General features: G+C 57.3%; 17 protein-coding genes. 4 read left to right on the forward strand and 13 right to left on the reverse strand.

The window, feature by feature from the left end; translation table 11 throughout:
• Positions 1-472: 472 nt before the first annotated feature.
• The gene (gene gltP / locus C0557_RS00520) at positions 473-1,786 is read left to right on the forward strand and encodes a glutamate/aspartate:proton symporter GltP (protein ID WP_035886913.1); all 1,314 of its coding nucleotides are present in this window, start codon (positions 473-475) and stop codon (positions 1,784-1,786) included.
• 33 nt (positions 1,787-1,819) lie between these two features.
• Here gltP and C0557_RS00525 read toward each other — a convergent pair whose 3' ends face one another.
• The 3 genes from C0557_RS00525 to fdhF form a co-directional block, all read right to left on the reverse strand.
• A complete protein-coding gene (locus tag C0557_RS00525; protein WP_253073765.1) occupies positions 1,820-3,016 on the reverse strand; it encodes an MFS transporter in 1,197 nt (398 codons plus the stop codon).
• Between the two features lie 112 nt (positions 3,017-3,128).
• Positions 3,129-4,859, reverse strand: coding sequence for a penicillin-binding transpeptidase domain-containing protein (locus tag C0557_RS00530; protein ID WP_208657133.1), 1,731 nt, complete (start codon positions 4,857-4,859; stop codon positions 3,129-3,131).
• A 214-nt stretch (positions 4,860-5,073) separates the two neighbouring features.
• Positions 5,074-7,221, reverse strand: coding sequence for a formate dehydrogenase subunit alpha (fdhF, locus tag C0557_RS00535; protein WP_081850744.1), 2,148 nt, complete (start codon positions 7,219-7,221; stop codon positions 5,074-5,076).
• A gap of 256 nt (positions 7,222-7,477) precedes the next feature.
• Here fdhF and C0557_RS00540 point away from each other — a divergent pair, with 256 nt between their 5' ends.
• Positions 7,478-8,209, forward strand: a complete 732-nt coding sequence (locus C0557_RS00540; protein WP_208657134.1) for a response regulator — start codon at positions 7,478-7,480, stop codon at positions 8,207-8,209.
• Positions 8,210-8,339: 130 nt separating this feature from the next.
• Complete coding sequence (gene fhuE / locus C0557_RS00545) at positions 8,340-10,487, forward strand: ferric-rhodotorulic acid/ferric-coprogen receptor FhuE (protein WP_208657135.1); 2,148 nt, start codon at positions 8,340-8,342, stop codon at positions 10,485-10,487.
• A 474-nt stretch (positions 10,488-10,961) separates the two neighbouring features.
• Here the strand turns inward: fhuE and C0557_RS00550 are convergent, their stop codons facing one another.
• The 6 genes from C0557_RS00550 to C0557_RS00575 are packed head-to-tail and all read right to left on the reverse strand — an operon-like array spanning position 10,962 to position 17,058.
• The gene (locus C0557_RS00550) at positions 10,962-11,966 is read right to left on the reverse strand and encodes a carbohydrate kinase family protein (RefSeq protein WP_208657136.1); all 1,005 of its coding nucleotides are present in this window, start codon (positions 11,964-11,966) and stop codon (positions 10,962-10,964) included.
• Positions 11,966-12,826, reverse strand: coding sequence for a ketose 1,6-bisphosphate aldolase (locus C0557_RS00555; protein ID WP_074780290.1), 861 nt, complete (start codon positions 12,824-12,826; stop codon positions 11,966-11,968). Before C0557_RS00555 ends, C0557_RS00550 begins: the two co-directional genes overlap by 1 nt.
• An 11-nt stretch (positions 12,827-12,837) precedes the next feature.
• Positions 12,838-13,524, reverse strand: coding sequence for a D-lyxose/D-mannose family sugar isomerase (locus C0557_RS00560; protein ID WP_208657137.1), 687 nt, complete (start codon positions 13,522-13,524; stop codon positions 12,838-12,840).
• 46 nt (positions 13,525-13,570) lie between these two features.
• Positions 13,571-14,512 (reverse strand): ABC transporter substrate-binding protein, encoded by a 942-nt coding sequence (locus C0557_RS00565; RefSeq protein WP_007372506.1) that lies wholly within the window; start codon positions 14,510-14,512, stop codon positions 13,571-13,573.
• Positions 14,513-14,552: 40 nt separating this feature from the next.
• Complete coding sequence (locus C0557_RS00570; RefSeq protein WP_208657138.1) at positions 14,553-15,542, reverse strand: ribose ABC transporter permease; 990 nt, start codon at positions 15,540-15,542, stop codon at positions 14,553-14,555.
• A complete protein-coding gene (locus tag C0557_RS00575) occupies positions 15,535-17,058 on the reverse strand; it encodes a sugar ABC transporter ATP-binding protein (protein WP_208657139.1) in 1,524 nt (507 codons plus the stop codon). The genes C0557_RS00570 and C0557_RS00575 overlap by 8 nt, the downstream gene beginning before the upstream one ends.
• Before the next feature lie 146 nt (positions 17,059-17,204).
• On the opposite strand from C0557_RS00575, the gene C0557_RS00580 reads away from it, so the two are divergent.
• Complete coding sequence (locus tag C0557_RS00580; protein WP_208657140.1) at positions 17,205-19,769, forward strand: ATP-binding protein; 2,565 nt, start codon at positions 17,205-17,207, stop codon at positions 19,767-19,769.
• Here C0557_RS00580 and alsK read toward each other — a convergent pair.
• From alsK to alsA, 4 genes are read right to left on the reverse strand one after another with little or no spacing between them, the layout of a single operon-like run.
• Positions 19,723-20,670 (reverse strand): allose kinase, encoded by a 948-nt coding sequence (gene alsK, locus C0557_RS00585; protein WP_208657141.1) that lies wholly within the window; start codon positions 20,668-20,670, stop codon positions 19,723-19,725. The two genes, C0557_RS00580 and alsK, sit on opposite strands and share 47 nt — an antisense overlap.
• Positions 20,654-21,349, reverse strand: a complete 696-nt coding sequence (gene alsE / locus C0557_RS00590) for a D-allulose 6-phosphate 3-epimerase (RefSeq protein WP_043955589.1) — start codon at positions 21,347-21,349, stop codon at positions 20,654-20,656. Before alsE ends, alsK begins: the two co-directional genes overlap by 17 nt.
• Before the next feature lie 10 nt (positions 21,350-21,359).
• Positions 21,360-22,340, reverse strand: a complete 981-nt coding sequence (alsC, locus tag C0557_RS00595; RefSeq protein ID WP_208657142.1) for a D-allose ABC transporter permease — start codon at positions 22,338-22,340, stop codon at positions 21,360-21,362.
• Positions 22,319-23,851 (reverse strand): D-allose ABC transporter ATP-binding protein AlsA, encoded by a 1,533-nt coding sequence (gene alsA / locus C0557_RS00600; RefSeq protein ID WP_208657143.1) that lies wholly within the window; start codon positions 23,849-23,851, stop codon positions 22,319-22,321. Before alsA ends, alsC begins: the two co-directional genes overlap by 22 nt.
• Between the last annotated feature and the right edge of the window lie 21 nt (positions 23,852-23,872).

The raw sequence follows: 23,872 nt of genomic DNA on the forward strand, positions 1-23,872 counted from the left end.
TTCGATTACACTTAATAGCGTTGCAGAATAACGCGCTGTGGCAAGCTGCTGAAAATACATCGCGGAACCAATAGCGTCATAATTATTTTTACCAGGTACTATTCACTGCGTTAATGACAAATGGCAGACGAAATTTCCGCTACGGAGCGACCTCTGCGACATTTCTAATGCTTAAAAAATACGCAAATGAACCAATTTTGTGGAATAATTTCCTGGCGGAAAGATTGGAATTCAGTGGATTGAAAATTTTTGTATAACAAATACTTATTATTAATAACTGAAATAAAAGACGGTTTTTAGTTAAAAAATCAGTCAAACCCCCTCCCGGTATAGGGTTGCACGTTACACCCTGCAAATGATACTGATAATGCGCGTTAAAAAACCCCGCAATACCGTGCGACGTTAATCATACCCTTTCAGTATGTGTCGTTCCCGAGCATGGAATGGCGCTTCATTGAGGAAGTCTGTAGTGATGAAAAACATGAAAATCAGCCTGGCCTGGCAGATTCTGCTAGCCCTTGTGCTGGGTATTCTTCTGGGTAGTTACCTGCATTATCAGAGCGACAGCCGCGAATGGCTGATTGCGAATCTCCTGTCTCCGGCGGGCGATATCTTTATTCACCTGATCAAAATGATCGTGGTGCCGATTGTTATCTCGACGCTGATTGTCGGGATTGCTGGCGTTGGCGACGCGAAACAGCTTGGCCGCATTGGCGCGAAAACCATCATCTATTTCGAAGTGATCACTACGGTTGCGATCGTGCTCGGTATTACGCTGGCGAATGTGTTCCAGCCGGGCGCGGGGATCGATATGTCGCAACTGGCGACGGTGGATATTTCGAAATACCAAAGCACCACCGCGGATGTGCAAAGCCACGCCCACGGCCTGATGGGGACGATTCTGTCGCTGGTGCCGACCAATATCATCGCGTCGATGGCGAAGGGCGATATGCTGCCGATCATCTTCTTCTCGGTGCTGTTTGGCCTGGGGCTTTCATCGCTGCCGGCATCGCACCGCGAGCCGCTGGTGACTGTGTTCCGTTCTATTTCCGAAACCATGTTTAAAGTCACCCATATGGTGATGCGCTATGCGCCGGTCGGCGTGTTCGCGCTGATCTCGGTAACGGTGGCGAACTTCGGTTTTGCCTCGCTGTGGCCGCTGGCGAAGCTGGTGATTTTGGTTTACTTCGCGATCCTGTTCTTCGCGCTGGTGGTGCTGGGCATTGTGGCGCGCATCTGCGGGCTGAGCATCTGGATCCTGATCCGCATCCTGAAAGATGAGTTGATTCTGGCCTACTCAACCGCCAGTTCAGAGAGCGTGCTGCCGCGTATTATTGAAAAAATGGAAGCCTACGGCGCGCCTGCCTCCATTACCAGCTTCGTGGTGCCGACCGGTTACTCCTTTAACCTCGACGGTTCAACGCTGTACCAGAGTATTGCCGCCATCTTTATTGCGCAGTTGTACGGTATCGATCTGTCGCTGTGGCAGGAGATTATCCTCGTGCTGACGCTGATGGTGACCTCAAAAGGCATCGCGGGCGTTCCGGGCGTCTCCTTCGTGGTATTGCTGGCGACGCTGGGCAGCGTCGGTATTCCGCTGGAAGGGCTGGCCTTTATCGCCGGTGTTGACCGTATCCTCGATATGGCGCGTACCGCGCTGAACGTGGTGGGGAATGCGCTGGCGGTGCTGGTTATTGCCAAGTGGGAACACAAATTCGACCGCAAAAAAGCGCTGGCCTACGAGCGCGAAATGCTGGGCAAATTTGATAAAACCGCCGGTCAGTAAACCGCTCAATCCCTCCTTCCCGGAGGGATTTTTTTATCTTCTTACCGTGTTGCCTTTGCCCATCATCGCCAGAAAACCCGCCACCACCGGCACCAGCGATCCCCACAGCACCGCATTCCAGCCAAAGGCATTGAGCAGCGCGCCGGAGGAGAAAGAGCCGACAATCATCACGCCAAAGACAATAAAGTCATTCAGCGACTGGACGCGGGTTTTCTCTTCCGGGCGGTGAAACTCAATGATCTTCGCCGAAGCGCCGGTAAAACCAAAGTTCCAGCCGATGCCAAGCAGGATCAGCGACAGCCAGTAATGCAGGATGTCAGTACCGAGCAGACCGGCGAGCACCGAAAGGGCGGTGATCAGCAATCCCGCTGCGCCAATGCGGCTGGCACCAAAGCGCTGAATCAATTTGCCGGTAAAAAAGCCCGGCCCGTACATCGCAATCACATGCCACTGAATGCCCAGATTCGCCGCCTGCTGAGAAAGACCGTGCTGATGCATCGACAGCGGCGCGGCGGTCATCAGGAAGTTCATCACCATATAGGCTACCGCGCCGCCAAATACGGTACGACGAAAGCCCGGCAGACGGGCGATCTCGTGAAGCGGGCGACCGCCGTGCTGCGCGTGACTGGTAACGGCAGGGGATTTGACGCCGAGCAGTACCGTTGCGGCCATCGCCGCGACCGCTGCCTGCGCGAGAAAGGTGACGGCAAAAGTATGCTCCGGCCAGGCGTTCATAGTGCCGGTGACCAGCATCGGGCCAAGTACGCCCGCTACGACGCCGCCGCCCATCACCAGCGACAACGCCCGCGCCCGTCGTTCGCTGCCCACACCATCGGTGGCGGCAAAGCGAAACGAGAGCGCAACAGCCGCGTATGCGCCGCCGAAAAAAGCCGCCAGGCAGAACAGGGAAAAGGAGCCGATCACGACCGCCAGCGAGGCCAGCAGCCCGGTCAACACGCCTGCGCCGGTGCCGGTCATAAAGGCCGCCCGTCTGCCCCGTCGGCGAGCCAGCGCGCCAAACGGCAGAATGCAGGCTGCCATCCCCAGAACAAAAACCGTGACGGGCAGCGTTGCCAGCGTACTGCTGGGCGCGAGGGTATTACCGACTATCGCGCCAGTGGCGTAAAAGACGACCGAGTTAGCGCCAGCCAGCGCCTGTGCTGTCGCGAGGCGCGCAATGTTATGGTTCTGCTGGCTGACCGGTAATTCTGCTTCTGTGGAGTTCAACAACGACGCTCTCATTATCAGGAGATGATGTTGATGACATTACACTACCGGGCGGTTTGTCACACCTGTCAGACGTTACGCCCCATCGTGACACCGCCGCGTGAGCCGCCCGGCATCAGGATGCATTGACGGAGGGTTTATTGCTGATGGCATCGGGCGCGATATTCATATGTTTCAGTACCGGGCCGATAATTTTGCCGAAAATCGGTGCCGCGACCGAGCCACCAAAGTGATCGCCCACTGTCGGATGGTTAACCATCACCACCAGCGCCACTTCCGGGTGGCTGGCCGGAGCAACGCCTGCGGTGTAGTTGACGTAGCCGCCATCGTACTTCCCGTCGGTACCCATTTTTTCCGCCGTACCGGTTTTCGTGGCGAGCTGATAGCCCGGTACCGCCGCGCGTAAACCTGAGCCGCCCGGTAAAACATCGCTTTCCATCATATAGACGACGGTTTTTGCGGTGACCGGATTCGCCACTCTGACGCCCATCACCGGCGGCGTGACTTTGGTGATGGAAAGAGGGCGATAGATCCCGAACGAGCCCAGCGTTGCATATTCCCGCGCGATCTGCAGCGGCGTTACGCGTAGGCCGTAGCCAAAAGAGAACGTTGCGCGTTCAATGTCGGCCCAGCGCTGGCGGTGTAAGGGAAAGTAGCCGACACTCTCGCCCGTTAAACCTAACCCGGTGGGTTTGCCGAGGCCAAACGCCTGGTAGGTATTGACCAGCGCCTGAGCCGGCATGGCAAGCGCAATGTGGGACGCGCCGGTATCGCTCGATTTCTGCAAAATGCCGGTTATCGTCAGGCGCGGCCAGTGCCCGACATCCCGTATCAAATGCCCGTTGACGACGTAAGGCGAGGTATCAAGAACCGAGTTCGGTTGGATTAAATGGCGCTCCAGCCCTTCGAGAACCACCAGCGGCTTCACGGTTGAACCCGGTTCATAGCTATCGTTAATCGCCGTGTTGCGCATTTGCATCGGGGTGGCGCTTTCGTAATTGTTGGGATTAAACGAAGGGTAAGACGCCATTCCCAGAATCTCGCCGGTGTCGATTTTTACCAGCACAGCCGCACCTGAATCCGCCTTGTTAAGCAGCACGCCATCACGTAATGCGCTGTAAAGCGTGTATTGATCGAACTTGTCGATACTGAGCTGAACGGTCGGTGGTTGCTGCGGCGGTTCGTAATTGACCACGGAAATCAGGTGGCCGTCACCGTCCTGGCGGTACTCTTCCTGACCCGGTTTGCCTTCAAGAATGGTGTTATAACTTTTTTCCAGCCCATTCAGCCCCGTGTTATCGGCGCCCACGATGCCCAAAAGCGGCGCGGCGGCTTCGCCCATGGGATAAAAACGGCTGTCGTCATATTCGGTCGTGATCCCTTTCAGATGCAGCGCGGCAATATCTTTGGCGATACCCAGTTCGATTTTTCGGCCCAGATAGAGGAAGTGCTTATTGGGATTCGCCGTAAGCTGCGCCCGCAGGGCTTGCGGGCTGACATTGAGCGCCGCAGCGAGGTAAGCCCACTTCGGGCTGGTAAAATCAGGATTCGCTTCGAGAATGCGTTTCGGATCGGCAATGATGTCGCGCGAGGGAACACTCAGGGCTAACGCCTGGCCGTCACGATCCACCAGCGTTCCGCGGTTGGTCGGTAGCGTAATGGTGCGTAATGAACGCTGATCGGCTTCATGCTCCAGCATCGGGTGATTGAGCAGTTGCAGGTCGGCAACGCGGGCCAGCAGGAGCGCCAAAAACACCAGAATCACAAGAGAAAGCAGGTGATACCTGTTCAGGTTAAATGAGGAACTGGGGTGATCTTCTCTGCGGTGTTTTTTTACAGGCGGCATGGGGTTTCGCGGCAATCGTCAATGAGCATATTCTCCTGTTAGTTATAGGTAAACATGGCAACAGATGACAGAAGAACTGTGTTTCAGTTCGTTAATAACGATGATTTTTCAGGAAGTTGATTGAGGCGCTGTTCACCCGGTGGTGTGACTAACGGAAGATAAATAAAAAAGCGGAGTGAAGATCACTCCGCTTTGGCTTCGACAAACGCGGCAATCAGCCCATCGCGCTTTCGCGCAACCGGGTTTTCAGCTTGTTATATTCGTCGATCACATACTGCTCGGCGGCGCGCTGATCGGCGATCGGCTCGATGCGCACGGCGCAGTACTTGTACTCCGGCGTTTTGGTTATTGGGCTCAGGTTCTCCGTCACCAGCTCGTTACAGGCACCAATCCACCACTGGTAAGTCATATACACCGCACCTTTGTTCGGGCGTTCGCTGACCTGCGCGCGGGTGATGATTTTGCCTTTACGCGAGTTAACCCACACCAGCGCTTCATCCTCAATGCCCAGCCTTGCGGCGTCGGCGGCGTTGATTTGCGCATAGCCTGGTTCGTCCGCCAGCGCGGCCAGCGCCGCACAGTTGCCGGTCATTGAGCGGCAAGAGTAGTGGCCCACTTCACGCACGGTGGAGAGCACCATCGGATACTCGTCGGTGAGTTTATCCATCGGCGCGACCCAGTCGCAGGTGAAGAATTTCGCCAGCCCGTTTGGTGTGTCGAACTTCTCTTTAAAGAGATAAGAGGTGCCCTGATCGGCCTCCGACGTATCGCGACACGGCCACTGGATGTAGCCCAGCTCACCCATTTTTTCGTAGGTGGCGCCGTAGAAATCGGGGCATAAATGACGCAACTCGTCCCAGATCTCCTGCGTGTTGTTGTAATGCATCGGATAACCCATACGGGTGGCGATTTCACTGATGATTTGCCAGTCCGTTTTCAGATCCCACTTCGGTTCAACCGCTTTAAAGAAGCGCTGGAAACCGCGATCTGCTGCGGTATAAACACCTTCGTGCTCGCCCCAGGAGGTGGAAGGCAGGATGACATCCGCCGCGGCTGCGGTTTTGGTCATGAAGATGTCCTGCACAATCACCAGTTCAAGCCCTTCGAATGCCTTGCGAACTGCCGACAGTTCGGCATCCGTTTGCAGCGGATCTTCACCCATAATGTACGCGGCGCGCACTTCGCCATGCTCAACGCGATGCGGCAGTTCGCTGATGCGATAACCGGTATGCGCTGGCAGGCTTTCCACGCCCCACGCTTTGGCGAATTTCTCGCGGTGCGCCTCTTCTTTCACATACTGATAGCCCGGGTACGTATCCGGCAGCGCGCCCATATCGCACGCGCCCTGCACGTTGTTCTGGCCGCGCACCGGGTTGACCCCAACATGCGGTTTACCCAGGTTGCCGGTCAGCATGGCAAGGCTGGTGAGCGAACGCACCGTTTCCACGCCCTGATAGAACTGGGTCACGCCCATGCCCCACAGGATGGCTGCGGTTTTCGCCCCGGCGTACATACGGGCGGCCTGGCGGATCTCCTGCGCGCTGACGCCGGTGATCTCCTCGACCGATTCCGGGGTGTAGCCCTCGACAATCTTCCGGTACTCTTCAAACCCTTCCGTCCGGCTGGCGACAAACGCCTGGTCGTAGAGGTTCTCTTCAATGATCACATGGCCCATGGCGTTAAGCAGGGCGATATTGGATCCGTTTTTCAGTGCGACGTGCATATCGGCAATGCGCGCGGTTTCAATTTTGCGCGGATCGCAGACGATGATTTTCGCCCCATTCTGTTTCGCCCGAATCACATGATTGGCGACGATAGGGTGAGAATCCGCCGGGTTGTAACCAAAGATAAACACTAAATCCGTGTTATCGATTTCATTAATGGCATTACTCATCGCGCCATTGCCGACCGATTGGTGCAGACCTGCAACCGAAGGGCCGTGTCAGACACGAGCGCAGCAGTCGACGTTATTGGTACCAATAACGGCGCGCGCGAATTTTTGCATTATGTAGTTGGTTTCATTACCCGTACCACGGGAAGAACCGGTGGTCTGAATGGCATCCGGGCCGTACTTCTCTTTAATGGCGCGCAAACGGCTGGCGACATAATCGAGCGCTTCATCCCAGGAGACCGACTCCAGTTTGCCGCCGCGCTGGCGACGGATCATCGGGCTTTTGAGCCGGGGCGTCAGGATCTGGGTATCGTTGATAAAATCCCAGCCGTAATAACCTTTCAGGCAGAGAGTGCCCTGATTGGTTTTGCCCTGTGCGGCTTCCGCCCGAACGATTTTGCCGTTATCGACCACCAGATGGATTTTGCATCCCGAGGCGCAATACGGGCAAACCGTGACGACTTTTTTCATCACTTTCGCTCCAGTTAACAGTGTCGCCCCCATTATGCATCTTCTATGCCATAACAATATTGGGGGTATTTACCGATATTACGCCGTAAATTTGGTCAAAATACTGACGAAAAACAGGCCATCGTCAAAAGTGACGTGACGAAGAGCGAGGGGGATGTGACCACGGTTAAAAATTCGGCATTTAGTCGCTGCATTTATAAATGACCGCCAACAGAATGGATCAGACTTACCCAAACGGGCCTGGCGGAAGCGGACGATGAAACCTGCAATTCTGGTGGTGGATGACGATAGCGCGGTGTGCGAACTGTTGAAAGAGGTGCTGAGCGAGCATGTCTTTACGGTTTACGTCTGCCATAACGGGCAGGATGCGCTAACGCTTAGCGCGCACCATGCGGATATCGCGCTGGTGCTGCTCGATATGATGCTGCCGGATATCAACGGTCTGCGGGTGCTGCAGCAGTTGCAAAAACAACGCCCGTCGCTGCCAGTGGTGATGCTCACCGGGCTTGGCAGCGAGTCGGATGTGGTGGTTGGCCTGGAGATGGGCGCGGACGACTATATCGGCAAACCGTTTAACGCCCGCGTGCTGGTGGCGCGCGTCAAGGCGGTACTGCGGCGCAGCGGCGTGCTGGCGGCGGAAATCTCAATGGAAAAGCTGCCCGGTTTTACTTTTAACGGCTGGCATCTTGACCCTGAACGCTGCGAACTGTTTAACCCGCAGCATCAGGTGGTTGGTCTGACGCAAGGCGAGTACAGCTTGCTGCTGGCGCTGGTGCAAAATGCGCGCCGGGTGCTGAACCGCGAACAGTTGCTGACCTTAACGCACAGCGAAAGCGTGGACGTGTTTGATCGCACCATTGATGTGTTAATCATGCGCTTACGCCGCAAAATCGAAGCCAATCCCCACCAACCGGCGCTGATCAAAACCTTGCGCGGCCTCGGCTATGTTTTTGCTGCCGACGTTGCGCACAGCGATAAAGCGGCGTAGCCGTACCGGCGAATTCCATCCCCTTTTACACTCTGTCCTCGCGTACCGTTACTTTTTATGGTAAATGATTATCGTTTGTATTCTCGTTAAATAAAAAATCAAATAATAACTTTCCTTACGGGGAACGCGTATGTCTTTTTATGGCAAAGAAAATGGCGCAGTGAATAACAAAATGCGGTTCGCGTTTTCACTGTTGGCGCTGGCGGTTGCATCAGCCATCCTCCCGGCACAAGCGGCGGAAGACGATATTATTGTTAACGGCAGTACGGCGGGTTCCGGCGATGCGACCTCACAGGATTACACGGTAAAAACCACCACCGCCGGGACGAAAATGAATCTCGCGCCGCGCGATGTACCACAATCCTTCAGTGTCATCACCGAACAGCGCATGAAGGATCAGAACCTGGAATCGGTGGGCGATGTGCTGGACAATACCACCGGCGTGGCAACGGAAATTATCGACAGCGAACGCTCGGCCTATTTCTCCCGCGGTTTTTACATCAACAACTACACCTTCGATGATATTCCCACCTCCGTCAGCGACACCTGGAACTTCGGCGATGCCAGCGAAGACACGGCCATTTATGACCGTATAGAAGTGGTGCGCGGCGCAACCGGTCTGATGACCGGCGCGGGCAACCCCGGCGCGTCGGTGAATATGGTGCGCAAGCATGCGGACAGCCGCGAGTTCACTGGCAACGTCAGCGTCAGTTACGGCAGCTGGAACAAGCAGCGCTATGTGGCCGATCTCTCTGCTCCGCTTAATGAAAGCGGCTCGGTGCGCGGACGCGTGATTGCCGGTTATCAGGATCAGGACAGTTGGCTCGATCGTTACCACAAGCGCAAAAAATTCCTTTATGGCGTGATTGATGCTGATGTGACGGATAACACCACCGTTTCGTTGGGATATGACTATCAGCAAAACGATACCGGCAACCCGACCTGGGGCGGCTTACCGACCTGGTATAGCAACGGTACGCGCACCCATTACGATCGCAGCACTAACGTCTCTGCCGACTGGAGTCGTTACAACATCAATTCCCGCAAGGTGTTTGCCAACGTGAAGCATGACTTCGACAACGGCTGGACGTTCCGCGTCAACGGCACTCACGGCGAGCAAACCTTCAACGATAAGCTGCTCTATATTATGGATTTCCCGGATGAAGCGACCGGGGAAGGCACCAGCGGGTTTGGCAGCCAGGATCGCGGCACCCGCAAGCTGGATTCTGTCGATACTTATGCCAGCGGGCCGTTTGCGCTGTTTGGCCGTCAACATGAACTGGTGGCCGGCGTCAGCTACAGCCGGCAGCACAATGCCACCTACAGCCAGGACGGTTCGCTGGACAGCTCGCAGATGGGTAGCTTCAGCAGTAGCTGGAACGGTAACGTCGCCGAGCCGGAGTGGGAAGGCTGGTATCAGAATGCTAACGATGTGGTGCGCCAGAAATCCGTTTACAGTGCGGCGCGTTTTTCGCTGGCCGATCCGCTGTCGCTGATCGTCGGTGCGCGTTACACCGAGTGGAGCACCACCGGCAGCAGCGGCGATATGCGTAAGAACAACATCACGCCTTATGGCGGCCTGGTGTATGACATCAATGATACCTGGTCGGCTTACGCCAGCTACACCTCTATCTTCCAGCCGCAAACCGAACGCGACAGCAGCGGTCAATATCTGTCGCCGATTACCGGTAAAAACTATGAAACCGGCCTGAAATCAGACTGGATGGATGGCCGCCTGACGGCAACGTTCGCCATCTTCCGTATCGAGCAGGAAAACGTTGGCCAGGAAGACGGCGACAATCATGTCAATGGCAGCAGTGAGCAGGCCTATTACGCGACGAAAGGGGCGGTCAGCAAAGGGGCGGAATTTGAACTGAACGGCGCACTGACCGATCGTCTGCAACTGACGTTTGGCGCGACGCGCTATGTTGCCACCGATTCTGACGGGCGTTTTAACAGCAACATGCCGCAAACTCAGTTAAAACTGTATACCCGTTATCAACTGCCGATGCTGCCGGATCTGACCGTCGGCGGCGGGGTGAACTGGCAAAACCGCACCTTCCAGGATGCTACCGGGCCGGACGGCGAAACGCAGCGCGTTTACCAGGGCAGTTATCCGCTGGCCAGCCTGTTCGCCCGCTATCAGATCAACAAGCATTTTGCCGTGCAGGCCAACGTCGATAACCTGTTTGATCGCACTTATTACTCATGGTTAAGCGATTACGGCGTTTACGGCGAACCGCGCAATTACTCGGTAAGTATGTCGTATCAGTTTTGATCGTACGCCGGAATAAGGCGAAGCCGGGCAATGCCCGGTGGCGCTGACGCTTACCGGGCCTACGTGTTTAGCGGGTTGACAAAGAGGTCTGAACCGTACGCCGGAATAAGGCGAAGCCGGACAATGCACGGTGGCGTTGACGCTTACCGGGCCTACGTGTTTAGCGGGTTGACAAAGAGGTCTGAACCGTAGGCCGGATAAGGCGAAGCCGGGCAATGCCCGGTGGCGCTGACGCTTACCGGGCCTACGTGTTTAGCGGGTTGACAAAGAGGTCTGAACCGTACGCCGGATAAGGCGCAGCCGGGCAATGCCCGGTGGCGCTGACGCTTACCGGGCCTACGTGTTTAGCGTGTCGACAAAGAGGTCTGAACCGTAGGCCGGATAAGGCGCAGCCGCCATCCGGCAAAATGCCCGACAATCAATATATGATCCGGCACTCGCCGAATAGCTCCTTATCCCCACAAACCCCTATTGCTACTGCGAATCCTCGATCTCCTGCTGCAACGCCTCCAGCGTCTTCGCGCCGTCGATCGCATTGGCGCACAGCAGGCTGGCGCGCGCGCAGGCATGCGCCAGTTGAATGCTCTTTTGCAGCGGCCACTCTTCGTGGCAGCCGTATAAAAAACCGGCGCAAAAAGCATCGCCCGCGCCGACACTGCCGATAATCTCCGACTGGCTTAACATGCGCGATGGGATCCACGCCCCGGCCCGATCTGCCGCTTCGCCCCATGCGCCTTCCGGGCAGTGGATCACCACCCGCTGGCGTACACCGGCGGCCAGCAGTTGCGCGGCGGCGGCAGCGATATGCTCAATATGCGGTTCATCGGTTTCGGTGCGCATGGGCAGCCCGCTAAATTCCCCGGCTTCCAGCTCGTTAATCACCAGAAAATCAAGGTGCTTCAGGCACGGCAGCACCAGCGGCTGGTAGCGAGGATCGCCCTTGCGCGACACCAAATCCAGCGAGGTGAGAAAACCCTGCTCGCGCATCTGCGCCAGCAGCCGCGCGCTGCGTGTTCCGTACTTTTCGTCCGGCAAATCGAGGCTATCAAGGAGCAAGAGGTAGCCGAGATGGAAAATCTTCATGCTGCCGTCCAGCTGCTCAAACGCCGATAAATCCAGCAGACGGTTCGCGCCGGGCGAGTGGAAAAAGGTGCGCTGCCCGGAAGGATCGGTCATCACCTGCGACATTGAGGTGGGCGCAGAAGAAGTGCGCTGCACCGCCTGACGATTGACGTGGTACTGATCCAGCATCGCCATAATGTAATCGCCGTCGTTGTCTTCGCCCACTAATCCCACCGCCTGCAACGGCATACCCACGTGCAACTTTGCCAGCGTCAGCAGCACATTCAGCGGCGCACCGCCCGTTGAGCGCTCGCTCTGGGTGATCTCCGCCAGCCAGCCGCGCTCCGGCCACTGCACGATCTGGTGAACATGATCGACCAGCATATTGCCAGCGGCGATAACGCCGTTGCGCGCCATCAGAGTTGCCCCGCGCTGCCGAAAATGCGCATCTGTGTGGCGACCGTATCGGTGATGGCTTCTTCGACGCTCAGCAGTAGCTGGGCGAACTCATCGTACAGCGGCTGGCGATCCGCCATGCGCTGCTCAATGGCGCCGAGCGCAGCCTGTGACATGCCAGTGTAGAAATTGATTTTATGGATACCCAGCGAAATGGCGCGGCGGAAATCCGCATCGCTGATGCCGGAACCGCCGTGCAGCACCAGCGGCAGCCCGGTCTGCTGGCGAATGGCGTCCAGGCGCTCAAAATCCAGCTTCGGTTCGCCTTTGTATTTGCCGTGGGCATTGCCGATGGCGACCGCCAGCGTGTCGATGCCGGTTCGGTCGACAAAATCCCGCGCCCGCGCCGGGTCGGTAAAGCAGGCTTCGTCGGCATGGCCATACAGCGCGCCGCCCTCATCGCCGCCAACCGCGCCCAGCTCCGCTTCCACCGACACGCCGACCGCATGGCACATCTTCACCACTTCCCGCGTCTGGCGAATATTGTCTTCATACTCCAGCACGGAACCGTCAAACATCACCGAGCTGAAACCGAGGCGCAGCGCGCGCACCACCGATTCAAAATGCAGCCCGTGATCGAGGTTCAACACCACCGGGATGTCATGGCGCGCGGCTTCGAACTTCACCGCTTCGACCAGCGACTCCAGCGAGACATATTTAAAATGGACTTCGGCGATGTTGATGATAAAGGGCGAGCGTTCCTGCTTTGCGGCGGCAAACAGCGCGCGTAAAAAGTGCGAGTCGAGCACGTTAAACGCACCCAGCGCATAGCGGTGTTCACGGGCGTGCGCCAGACCGTCGGCGAGTGAAATCAAAGGCATAGCATCCTCCTTTAGCCAAGAAACAGATGATATTCGTTACACAGCGCCAGCAGTGCCGGTTCGTCTTCCTGAATAGTGGTAAAGCGATCGACGGGGTGCAGGAAGTGGTTGTCGTGATCATCGTCATTCACCGACGACACTTCGCCAACCAGCACATCGCCAAAGCCCGGTTCGCCCCAGAAGCTGTGATACAGCCCCGGCGTCAGGCAAATACTTTCCCCTGGTGAGAGGCGCAACTGGCTGCCCGCCGCATGGGTCTGGAGGCAGCCATCAATGACCACGGTAACGTCGGAGGCAATCGTCTCTTCATGCGCGCCGGCGTTCCACAGTTCAATAATCAGATTACCGCCGCCGCGATTAATGATGTCCTCGCGCTTGCGCCAGTGAAAATGCATCGGCGTAAGCTGGCCATCGCGCACGTGCATGATCTTTTCCGCATAACATTTTTCATACGGCGTGCCGTTGGGCGAGCCGTTACGCAGAGTGAACAGCGTTAATCCCTGGGTAAAGAAATCGTCGCCGCCAAACGCGGTGACATCCCATCCCAGTTTCAGATCGAACACTTCACACCACGCCGCGCGATCGAGCTGTCGCCATTTGGTTGGCGGGAAGCTGGCGAAAGGGGGCAAATGGACATCGTGCATTGAGAAAAACTGCCGCGTGTGGCCGAGAATTTCATTAATGGCGGAGCGTTTCATTTCACCTCCAGAGAAGATCCCCCGCCGGATACAGCGGGGGAAAATTCTATTTCACCGTCCAGCCTTTGTAGCTGCCGACGTTCTGTTTATCGATCATCGTCACCGGGATCAGCACCGGCGCGGTTGGCGCAGGCTTGCCTTGCAGAATGTCGTAGCCGATCTCCACCGCGCGGGCGGCCATCACTTGCGGATCCTGCGCCGGAGTGGCGACAAACAGCGAGTTTTTGCGTTTTAACGCCTCTTCGCCATCCGGGCTTCCGTCGACGCCAACAATAAAGAACTCGTGACGCTGCGCCTGTTTGGCGGCCAGATCGGCACCGATAGCCGTCGGATCGTTAATCGCAAAGACACCGTCGATTTTCGGGTTGGCGGCAAGCAGCGAGGTCATCACTTCCAGCCCGCCTTCGCGGCTGCCTTTCGCGTTCTGGTTATCCGAGAGCACTTTGATATCCGGGTGGCGCTTAAACTCGGTCTGGCAGCCTTCGACACGGTTTTGCACCGCAGAGACCGGCGGTCCGTTGATGATCACCACATTGCCTTTGCCTTTCAGGCGGTCGGTAATGTACTTACAGGCCATTTCCCCCGCCTGGGTGTTATCGGAGGTAATGGTGGCGTCGGCGCCTTCTGCTGCCACGTCAACCGCCACCACCACAATCCCGGCCTCTTTTGCCCGTTTCACCGCCGGGCCGATGCCCTTGGAATCCGCGGCGTTGAGGATGATCATGTCCACTTTGGCGGCGATAAAGTTATCGATCTGCGCGACCTGCTGGCCCAGATCGTAACCGCTGGAGACCAGCGTCACTTTGACGTTATCGCCCGCCAGTTTGCGCGCTTCCAGCTCCGCGCCTTTGGTGATCTGCACGAAGAAGGGGTTCGCCAGATCGCCCACCGTAACGCCGATGGACTTCAGATCTTTGGCCTGCGCAAACGGCGCGCTGGTTAGCAGAGCAGCGGCGCAGAGCGCCGTGACAAGAGGTTTAAGACGCATGCTGTAATCCTCACTTATGTTACTGTTTTGTAGGGTATTGTTATGCTGCCTGATGATGCCGGGTACGGTATTTGTCGATCAGCACCGCTATGATGATCACCGCCCCTTTGATCACCAATTGCCAGAAGTAGGAGACGCCCATCAGCGTCATGCCGTTGTTAAGGGTGGCGATAATCAGTGCGCCAACCAGCGTGCCGGTAATGGTGCCTATACCGCCGACAAAACTGGTGCCGCCAAGGATCACCGCGGCAATGGCATCCAGCTCATAGCCGGTGCCGAGGTTGCCGTTGGCGCTGTAGAGCCGCGAGGCGCTCATCACGCCGCCAAGGCCGGATAGCAAGCCGCTCATGCCGTAGACGAACAGCAGCACCAGCCAGACTTTAATGCCGGTCAGGCGCGCCGCCTGCATATTGCCGCCCACCGCGTAGATATGAACGCCCAGCGTCGTGCGGCGCAGAATAAACCAGCACAGCACAATCACCGCCAGTGCAATCACCACCAGCCACGGTATCGGGCCAAGATAGTTGTTGCCGACCCACTCAAAACTGATATCGGAGTTAATCACCGTGGTGCCGTCCGCCAGCAGATAGGCCACGCCGCGCAGCGCGGTATAGGTGCCGAGCGTGACAATAAACGGCGGCAAACCGGCAAACGCCACCAGAGCGCCATTGAACAGGCCGAGCACCAGGCCGAGCATCAGCGCCGCCGGGACAGAGAGCAGGGCCAGTTCGGGCATCAGCGAAACCACCATCGCCGCGACCGCCGTGGTGCCGAGAATCGAACCCACAGAGAGATCAATGCCGCCGGTCAGAATGATGAAGGTCATTCCCGCCGCCAGCACGATGTTGATCGACGCCTGGCGGGTAATATTCAGCAGGTTGCTTTCGGTAAAAAAGTTTGGCGCGATAAAGCCAAAAACCGCGACGATCAGGATGAGAATCGGCAAAATGCCGACGGTTTGCATCAGATCGCCCATCAACATCTTTTTGGCGGAAGGGCTTTTCGCTGCGTTCTCTTTAGCATCAGTCATGGTGTACCGCCTGGTGGTGGGATTCGTTAACGCCGGTGGCCAGCGTCATAATGTTTTCCTGGGTGATTTCATGCTGTTGCAACTCGCCGACAATGCTGCCTTCGCGCATCACATACACGCGATCGCTCATGCCGACCACTTCCGGCAGCTCGCTGGAGATCATCAGGATCGCCACGCCTTTGCGCGCCATCTGGTTCATGATCCGGTAGATCTCGCTTTTGGCGCCGACATCCACGCCGCGCGTGGGCTCATCGAGGATCAGAATGCGCGGGCCGATCGCCACCCAGCGGGAGATCAGTAACTTTTGCTGGTTGCCGCCGGATAAGCCGCCTGCCCGCACCTGTGCGTGCGGCACGCGGATATTGAGTAATTTGATGGCGTCATCGGAGATCGACTGCGCTTTTTTACGATCCAGCATCCCCCAGGCCGCATCGCGCTCCAGCGTCGCCATGGTGATGTTTTCCTGCGCCGCCAGCTCCAGAAACAGGCCCTGCTCTTTGCGGTTTTCGGTCAGGAAACCGATGCCCAAATCGATGGCGGCGCGCGGCGAGTGGATCACCACCGGTTCGCCGTCCACTTCGATCATGCCGCCGGTGGCTTTGCGTACGCCGAAGATCAGCTGCGCCAGTTCGGATCGCCCGGCACCGACCAGCCCGGCAAGGCCGACGATCTCCCCGGCACGCACCTGCAAGCTGACCGGCTGGATTTTCTCGCCGTCCGTCAGGTGGTGAACGCTCAGACGCGGGTTGCCAAGCGGGATATCGCGCTCTTTGTTAAACAGGTCGCTTAACGGCCGCCCGACCATCATGCGCACCAGTTCAGAGGCATTGAGTTTGTCGCGCGTCAGGCTGCCGACATACTGGCCGTCGCGCAGGACGCTGACGCGATCGGAGAGTTCATACACTTCCGCCATGCGGTGGCTAATGTAGATAATCGCCATTCCTTCATCGCGCAGGCGCAGGATCAGTTCGAACAGGCGGTGCGTTTCGCGTGAGGAGAGGGCGGCGGTGGGTTCATCCATTACCAGAATGCGGCTGTTGCGGTGTAAAGCGCGGGCGATCTCCACCTGCTGCTGCTCGGCGATCGTCAGTTTCATCACCCGATCGGTGGCGTTGAAATTGGCGCCAAGACGGTCAATCACCGCCTGCGCCTGCGCCACCATCTCTTTGCGCTGCACCAGCCCGCCGCGGGCGATTTCGCTGCCAAGAAAGATGTTTTCCGCTACGGTCAGGTTCGGCGCTAACTGCATCTCCTGGTAAATCAGCGTGATACCGGCGGCGAGCGCATCTTTGGGGCTTTTGATGGCGTAAGGCTGGCCGTCAATCAGGATCTCGCCGCTGGTGGCGCTATAGGCACCGGCAAGGATCTTCATCAGTGTGCTTTTCCCCGCGCCGTTTTCCCCCATCAGCGCATGGATCTCGCCGGGCCAGACCGTCAGATCGACCCCTTTGAGGGCGTAAAATTTGCCAAACGCTTTGGCAATGTTGCGCATCTCCAGTACGGGCGTGTTGCTCATCAGCGGGCTTCCTCGGAGGAACGATATCCGCACTTCATCACACGTTAGTAAATGCACAATGTCAGGTTCTGTTCATATTTGTCATAGTTACCTGGAAACCGTTTCCTGCCGCCCTGCGTCAGGGTCAACATTGCACCGGAGCCACTATGTCGTATCGCGCGAACCCGTTTTTCACCAGCGCTCGCGGGCGTCTGCTGTTCTTCAATTTACTGGTGGTGGCGGTCACTTTAATGGTCTGCGGCGTCGCGGTGCTGGGATTTCGTCACGCCAGCCAGATTCAGGAACTGGCGCAGCAGCAGACGCTGGACGACATGACCGGCAGCATGAATCTGGCGCGCGATACCGCCAGCGTCGCCACGGCGGCCGTGCGGTTGTCGCAAGTGGTGGGAGCACTGGAGTATCAGGGCGAAGCCGAACGCCTGAAAGCGACGCAGAGCGCGTTGCAACACTCGCTCAGCCAGCTTGCCCGCGCGCCGCTGGCGCAGCAGGAACCGCAACTGGTGGCGCAGATCACCCGCCGCAGCCACGAATTGCAGCAAAGCGTCACCGTGATGCTGCAACGCGGACAACAGCGGCATCTGGAGCGTAATGCGCTGCTCAGTTCGCTGTACCAGAACCAAAGTTATTTGCGCCATTTACAGGCGATCACCGCCCGGGAAGCGAGCAACATTCCGGATAACCGCCTGCTCGCCGAGATGGACCGGCTGATCATCGCCGCCATTCAGACGCCGTCTCCCCGGCCGACAATCAAACAGATCTCCGACATCATGGGGCAGTTGCCGCTGCGCGCCGCCAGCCCGACGGTGGATTTTATCCTGCCGGATTTCAGCGCCGAGCTGCGCAAGCTGGGGCCGCTGTCGCTCCGGCTGGAAGAGAGCGATCTGGCGATTAGCTGGTCGATGTTTCATATCAAAGCGCTGGTGGCGCTGCTCAACAGCGACATCAACCAGTACGTCGCGCAGGTGGCGCAGGCATCGGAATTGCGCACGGCGCAAAGCCATGAGGAAATGCGCTCGATCATTCTGTTTATCAGCGTCTTCGCCTTGCTGGCGCTGGTGATCACCGGCTTTGCCGGGTGGTATATCTACCGCAATCTGGGCTCGAATCTGACGGCCATTTCGCGCGCCATGTCGCGGCTGGCGCGCGGCGAGCAGGACGTGTCGGTTCCGGCGCTGCAACGGCGCGATGAGCTGGGCGAACTGGCGCGTGCGTTTAACGTGTTTGCCCGCAATACCGCTTCGCTGGAACACACCTCTAAATTGCTGAAAGAGAAAAGCACACAGCTGGAAACCACCTTCCACGCGATGCGCGACGGCTTTGCGCTGTTCGATAACCGGGGTTGCCTGGTGGTGTGGAACCCGCAATATCCGTTGCTGCTGGGGCTGACGGCAGAGTCATTGCAGCGCGGCCAGCACTATCAGAGCCTGTTGCAGCAGGTGAGCGATCTCCCCGGCCACGTGCAGGAGAATCTGGCCCGCCCGCTGCCCAAACCGCAGGAATTACGGCTGGCGGACAACCGCACCATTGAACTGCGTTTTAGCCCTGTGCCGGGGCGCGGCATGGTTAACGTGGTGCTGGATCGCACGGAGCGTAAAGGTCTGGAAGAGGCGCTGCTGCATAGCCAGAAGATGAAAGCCGTCGGCCAACTGACCGGCGGGCTGGCGCACGATTTCAATAATTTGCTGGCGGTGATTATCGGCAGCCTTGAGCTGGTGACGCCCGGCTCGCCGGATGCGCCGCGTATCTCGCGGGCGCTGAAAGCCGCCGAGCGCGGCGCGTTGCTGACCCAGCGGCTGCTGGCCTTTTCCCGCAAGCAGTCGCTGCATCCCCATGCTGTGGAAATGCAGCCGCTGCTGGAGAATCTCGGCGAACTTATGCGCCACTCGTTACCCGGCACGCTGACGCTGGAGATCGAAGCGCAAAGCCCGGCATGGCCCGCGTGGATAGATGTTGGGCAACTGGAAAATGCCATCATCAATCTGGTGATGAATGCCCGCGATGCGATGGAGGGCGAGAGCGGTACCATTAAAATCCGCACCTGGAACCAGCGCGTCACCCGCAGCGATGGACGCCGCCAGGATATGGTGGCGCTGGAGGTGATCGATCGCGGCTGCGGTATGTCGCAGGAGGTCAAAGCGCAGGTGTTCGAACCCTTTTTCACCACCAAACAGACCGGCAGCGGCAGCGGGCTGGGCTTGTCGATGGTGTATGGTTTTGTTCGCCAGTCCGGTGGACGGGTAGAGATTGAGAGCGCGCCGGGACAGGGCACCACCGTGCGTCTGCAACTGCCGCGCGCAGCGGTGCAAGCGGTGGAAAGCCGCGCGCCGGATGCCGCGCAGGCGCGCGATAGCAGCGACACGCTGATTCTGGTGCTGGAAGATGAGGCCGATGTGCGCCAGACATTATGCGAACAGTTGCACGAGCTGGGCTATCTGACGCTGGAAGCGGAAACCGGTGAGCAGGCGTTGCAGTTACTGGCTGCTTCGACGGAGATTGGCGCGCTGGTCAGTGATTTAATGCTGCCGGGTGCGCTCAGCGGTGCGGAAGTGATTCACCAGGCGCGCCAGCACCATCCGCATCTGCCGATGCTGCTCATCAGCGGCCAGGATCTGCGCCCGGCGCACAACCCTGCGCTGCCGGACGTGGAACTGCTGCGTAAACCCTTTACCCGTGCAGAACTTGCGCAGGCGCTGCGACGGATTGCGGCGTAAAACGGCTGCGGGCGAGCGTTGCCGCGCCCTGTGCACCATTAAACGCCGATGATGAGGCAGCCAGAAAACGCACCGCTTCCCACGGTAATGGTTTACGCAGATACGTGCGGATCGCCGCGATCAACGCTTCGCGCGGAAACGCGGGCATATCCATGACGCCGCCGCCGAGGATCACCGCATCGGGATCGAACAGGTTAATGCTGGTGGCGATGGCGCGCGCGGCGTGATCCAGCAGATCGATGACAAAAGGATCCTGTGCCGCATGGATAAACAGGTCGCCAAGATCGTAATCGCGCGGCTGCTGTTCATACCAGCGGCGCAGCGCAAGGCCGGAGCAGACCGTTTCCAGACAACCCGCATTCCCGCAGCCGCAGCGCAGTTGCCTGTCGCCCTGCGGAATATGCCCCAGTTCGCCCGCCACGCCGTGCGCGCCTGTCCACGGCGCACCGTTCAGCCAGATGGCGAAACCCATGCCGGTGCCGAGATAGGCCGCTAACACCTGCTGCTGCGTGAGGTGATGCTCCTGCACATCAAAAGAGAGCTGCAGGTTCACATCACGGGAAAACTCCACCGGGCAGCCCAGCGCCTTTTCCAGTTGCCCGGCCAGCCCGCTCAGTTCACCCGGTGTCAGCGGTAAATTGGGCGTGGAGATAATGGTGCGTTTATCTTTGCCGACCAGCGCAGGGAAGCCCATGACCAGCCCGTAACAGCGGGCATTACGCGCGTCGAGCTGCGCCTGGATAAGTGCAGTAATGCCGTTTACCACGCCGTGTGCAATGACTTCCGCGGTGCGCTGCTTTTCACAATGCAGCACCTCGCCTGCGGCGTTTTGCAGGCAAAAGCGAATATGGGTCGCGCCCATATCAACGCCTGCCACCAGTTGATTATGCGGTTCGTGCATGAGGCAGTACCTCGTTTTTGGCCGCCAGAATCTGTTCGGTCATCACCGTCCAGGCGTCGTCGATGTTTTCCGCATGGTTGAATAACCCGGAGGTGCCGACGATAAAGACATCCGCGCCTGCGGTCATCAAACGCTGATAAGTGGCCTGGTTGCAGGAGCCGTCGATCTCGATTTCATAACTCAGCCCTTCGCGTTCGCGCCAGGCTTTCAGTTCGGCGACCTTGTCGAGCATTTCCGGAATGAACGGCTGCCCGGCAAAGCCTGGATCCACCGTCATCACCGTCACTTTGTCCGCCTTATGAATATAGTATTTCATCGTTTCGACGGAGGTTTCCGGGTTGAGGATCAGCCCGACTTTCATGCCGTGGCGGCGGATCTCATCGATCAGGCGAAACGCCTGGCCGTTGATCGTTTCCGGGTGCAGGGTGATAAAGTCTGCGCCTGCGCGCGCCAGTTGGCCGATATAGTCCTGCGGGCGCGTCACCATAAGATGGCAATCCAGCGGTTTGCTGGCCAGCTTCTTCACCTGGCTGACAAAGAATGGCGACAGCGTCAGGTTCGGCACAAAGTGGCCGTCCATAATGTCGATATGGAAATAGTCCGCGTGGCTGTCGATAAACTCGATCTGTTCTTTAAACTTGAGCAGATCCATACACATCAGGGAGGGGGAGATTTTCATCATTTATTCCTTACTTGCTGATAAGCCGGTCAAGCGCAACAGCGGCAATAATCAGCCCGCCCATTACCACCAGCTGGTAATACGTTTGAACTTGCAGGATATTCAGGCCGTTATTGATGGTGCCGATAATCAACCCGCCAATCACGACCGAGAAAATACGCCCCTTACCGCCGAAGAAGCTGGTGCCGCCGATAATGGCGCTGGCGATGGCGTAAGTTTCAAACCCCATTCCCGCCAGCGGCTCCGCCGCACCGAGACGCGCGGTGGAGACCACGCCCGCCAGCCCGGCGCAAACACCGGAGATAATGAACACCACCAGCACGTGAAACTTCACATCGATACCGGAGTAGAAAGCGGAGTTTTTATTGCCGCCCAGCGCGTAAATATTGCGCCCCAGCCGCATGCGTGTGGTGAGGAACCAGAGCAGCAGCGCCACCAGCAGTGAGAAGATCACCGGCACCGGAATGCCTGCCACGCTGGCGGCAAAGAAATTCACAAAGTCGAAAGAGAAGCCGTACACCGAGTTGGCGTCGGAAATAACCAGCGTAATGCCGCGGAAAATCGCGTTGGTGCCGAGGGTAATAATGAACGGGTGCAGGCCGGTCCAGTTGACCAGACAGCCGTTAATCGCCCCCAGCACGCCGCCCACCAACACGCCGCCGATCAGCGCCGCCAGCACGGGATCGACGCCCGCCAGCATCAGTTTGGCGGTGACCATGCCGGAGAGGGCAAGGATCGCGCCGACGGAGAGATCAATCCCGGCGATCAGAATGGCGAAGAACTCGCCCATGCCGATCAACACCGTCACCGAACTCTGGACAAAAATCTGCGTGATATTGTTGGTGTTGAGGAAGTACTGCGGCGACATCGTGCCGAAGATGGCGACGATGATCGCGAGGATAAAAAAGGTGCCGTATTTGTCCCAGAACAGCGCGAAGTTGAAGGGCTTTTTCTCGCTCATTTCGTTTTTTACTCGTGTGGTAATGCCCATGCCATAATCTCCTCTTCGCTCATGTCGTCGCGATTGGTCAGGATTTGCGTCAGCCGCCCTTCGCAGAACACGGCAATGCGGTCGCAGACGGCAATAATTTCGGGAAGCTCGGATGACACCATCAGGATGACTTTTCCGTCATCCGATAGCTGGCGCATCACTTTGTAGATCTCGGCCTTCGCGCCGACGTCGATACCGCGGGTCGGTTCATCGAAAATGATCACCTCGGGTTCGCAGCACAGCCATTTGGAGATCAACACCTTCTGTTGATTACCGCCGGAAAGCTCGGTGATGCTCTGCTCCACCGAGTGGCACTTCAGCGCCAGCAGCTCGCGCTGCGCTTCAGCAATCCGTCGCTCTTCGTGTTCGTTAAACAGCCCCATTGCGCCTTTATAACCACCGCGCTTAAGGCTTGTGCTGATCGCCATGTTTTGCGCAATCGAGAAATTGGGGAAGAAGCCATTGTCGCGGCGGCTTTCGGTGATATACGCCATGCCTTTTTTCAGCGCATCCAGCGGCGAGCGTGGGGAAATGGCGCGGCCATTGAGGCGGATTTCACCGCTGCTGCGCTTATCGACGCCGAACAGGCAGTTCATCAGTTCGGTGCGGCCGGAGCCGACCAGCCCGGCGAAACCAAGGATCTCGCCGCGGTTCACGCTAAAAGAGATATCACGGACTTTTTTCTTGTCGCGGCTGGTGACGTTTTTCACCTCAAACACCGTATCGCGCTCGATATTGCCGGTGCTCTCTTTCATCGCATTAAAGCGGTTTTGCAGTTCGCGCCCGACCATCAACCGCACGATGTCGTCATTGGTCACGTCGCTGACCATACCGCTGCAGACGCTGCTGCCGTCTTTCATCACCGTATAGCGATCGCAGATCCGGCGAATTTCCGCCAGCTTATGCGAGATATAAACAATGGCGGTGCCTTCTTTGCGCAACTGATTCATGATCAGGAAAAGATAATCCACCTCTTTATTCGTCAGCGAAGAGGTGGGTTCATCCATAATAATAACTTTGGCATCCAGCATTAATGTTTTGGCAATTTCCAGCATCTGCTTGTGGCTAATCGATAAATTTGCCACTTTGGTGTCGAGATCGACTTTTAAACCAACGCGCAATAACATCATTGCCGCCCGCACGCGCATTTCTCGCCAGTCGATAATATTGACGCCGCACACCTTTTTAGTGATATGGCGGCCAATATATAAATTCTCCAGCACGGTTAATTCATCAATAACGCTGAGTTCCTGATAAATAATACCGATGCCAAGTTGCGCCGCCAGTTTATGATCAAGTTTGTCGTAATTAACGTTATTAATAGTGATGGTGCCTTTGGTCGGGTCGTGAATCCCTGAGAGAACTTTCATTAACGTTGATTTACCGGCACCATTCTCTCCTAATAACGCATGAATTTCATAAGGATAAATAGTTAAATCAACGGACTTTAATGCGTGGACCGGGCCAAAGGATTTGCCGATACCCGCCATCGAGATATATGGCGTGACCATAAGTAACCTCTTTGCACACTC

This window comes from Kosakonia sp. MUSA4, assembly GCF_013085925.1.
In the GTDB taxonomy this organism is placed as follows: Bacteria; Pseudomonadota; Gammaproteobacteria; order Enterobacterales; family Enterobacteriaceae; genus Kosakonia; species Kosakonia sacchari_B.

Bases quoted from the DNA above. Each gene is read 5' to 3' on its own strand.
- gltP (WP_035886913.1), top strand. From the start codon at position 473: ATGAAAAACATGAAAATCAGCCTGGCCTGGCAGATTCTGCTAGCCCTT.
- C0557_RS00530 (WP_208657133.1), bottom strand. From the start codon at position 4,859: ATGCCGCCTGTAAAAAAACACCGCAGAGAAGATCACCCCAGTTCCTCA.
- C0557_RS00540 (WP_208657134.1), top strand. From the start codon at position 7,478: ATGAAACCTGCAATTCTGGTGGTGGATGACGATAGCGCGGTGTGCGAA.
- fhuE (WP_208657135.1), top strand. From the start codon at position 8,340: ATGTCTTTTTATGGCAAAGAAAATGGCGCAGTGAATAACAAAATGCGG.
- C0557_RS00550 (WP_208657136.1), bottom strand. From the start codon at position 11,966: ATGGCGCGCAACGGCGTTATCGCCGCTGGCAATATGCTGGTCGATCAT.
- C0557_RS00555 (WP_074780290.1), bottom strand. From the start codon at position 12,826: ATGCCTTTGATTTCACTCGCCGACGGTCTGGCGCACGCCCGTGAACAC.
- C0557_RS00560 (WP_208657137.1), bottom strand. From the start codon at position 13,524: ATGAAACGCTCCGCCATTAATGAAATTCTCGGCCACACGCGGCAGTTT.
- C0557_RS00565 (WP_007372506.1), bottom strand. From the start codon at position 14,512: ATGCGTCTTAAACCTCTTGTCACGGCGCTCTGCGCCGCTGCTCTGCTA.
- C0557_RS00570 (WP_208657138.1), bottom strand. From the start codon at position 15,542: ATGACTGATGCTAAAGAGAACGCAGCGAAAAGCCCTTCCGCCAAAAAG.
- C0557_RS00575 (WP_208657139.1), bottom strand. From the start codon at position 17,058: ATGAGCAACACGCCCGTACTGGAGATGCGCAACATTGCCAAAGCGTTT.
- C0557_RS00580 (WP_208657140.1), top strand. From the start codon at position 17,205: ATGTCGTATCGCGCGAACCCGTTTTTCACCAGCGCTCGCGGGCGTCTG.
- alsK (WP_208657141.1), bottom strand. From the start codon at position 20,670: ATGCACGAACCGCATAATCAACTGGTGGCAGGCGTTGATATGGGCGCG.
- alsE (WP_043955589.1), bottom strand. From the start codon at position 21,349: ATGAAAATCTCCCCCTCCCTGATGTGTATGGATCTGCTCAAGTTTAAA.
- alsC (WP_208657142.1), bottom strand. From the start codon at position 22,340: ATGGGCATTACCACACGAGTAAAAAACGAAATGAGCGAGAAAAAGCCC.
- alsA (WP_208657143.1), bottom strand. From the start codon at position 23,851: ATGGTCACGCCATATATCTCGATGGCGGGTATCGGCAAATCCTTTGGC.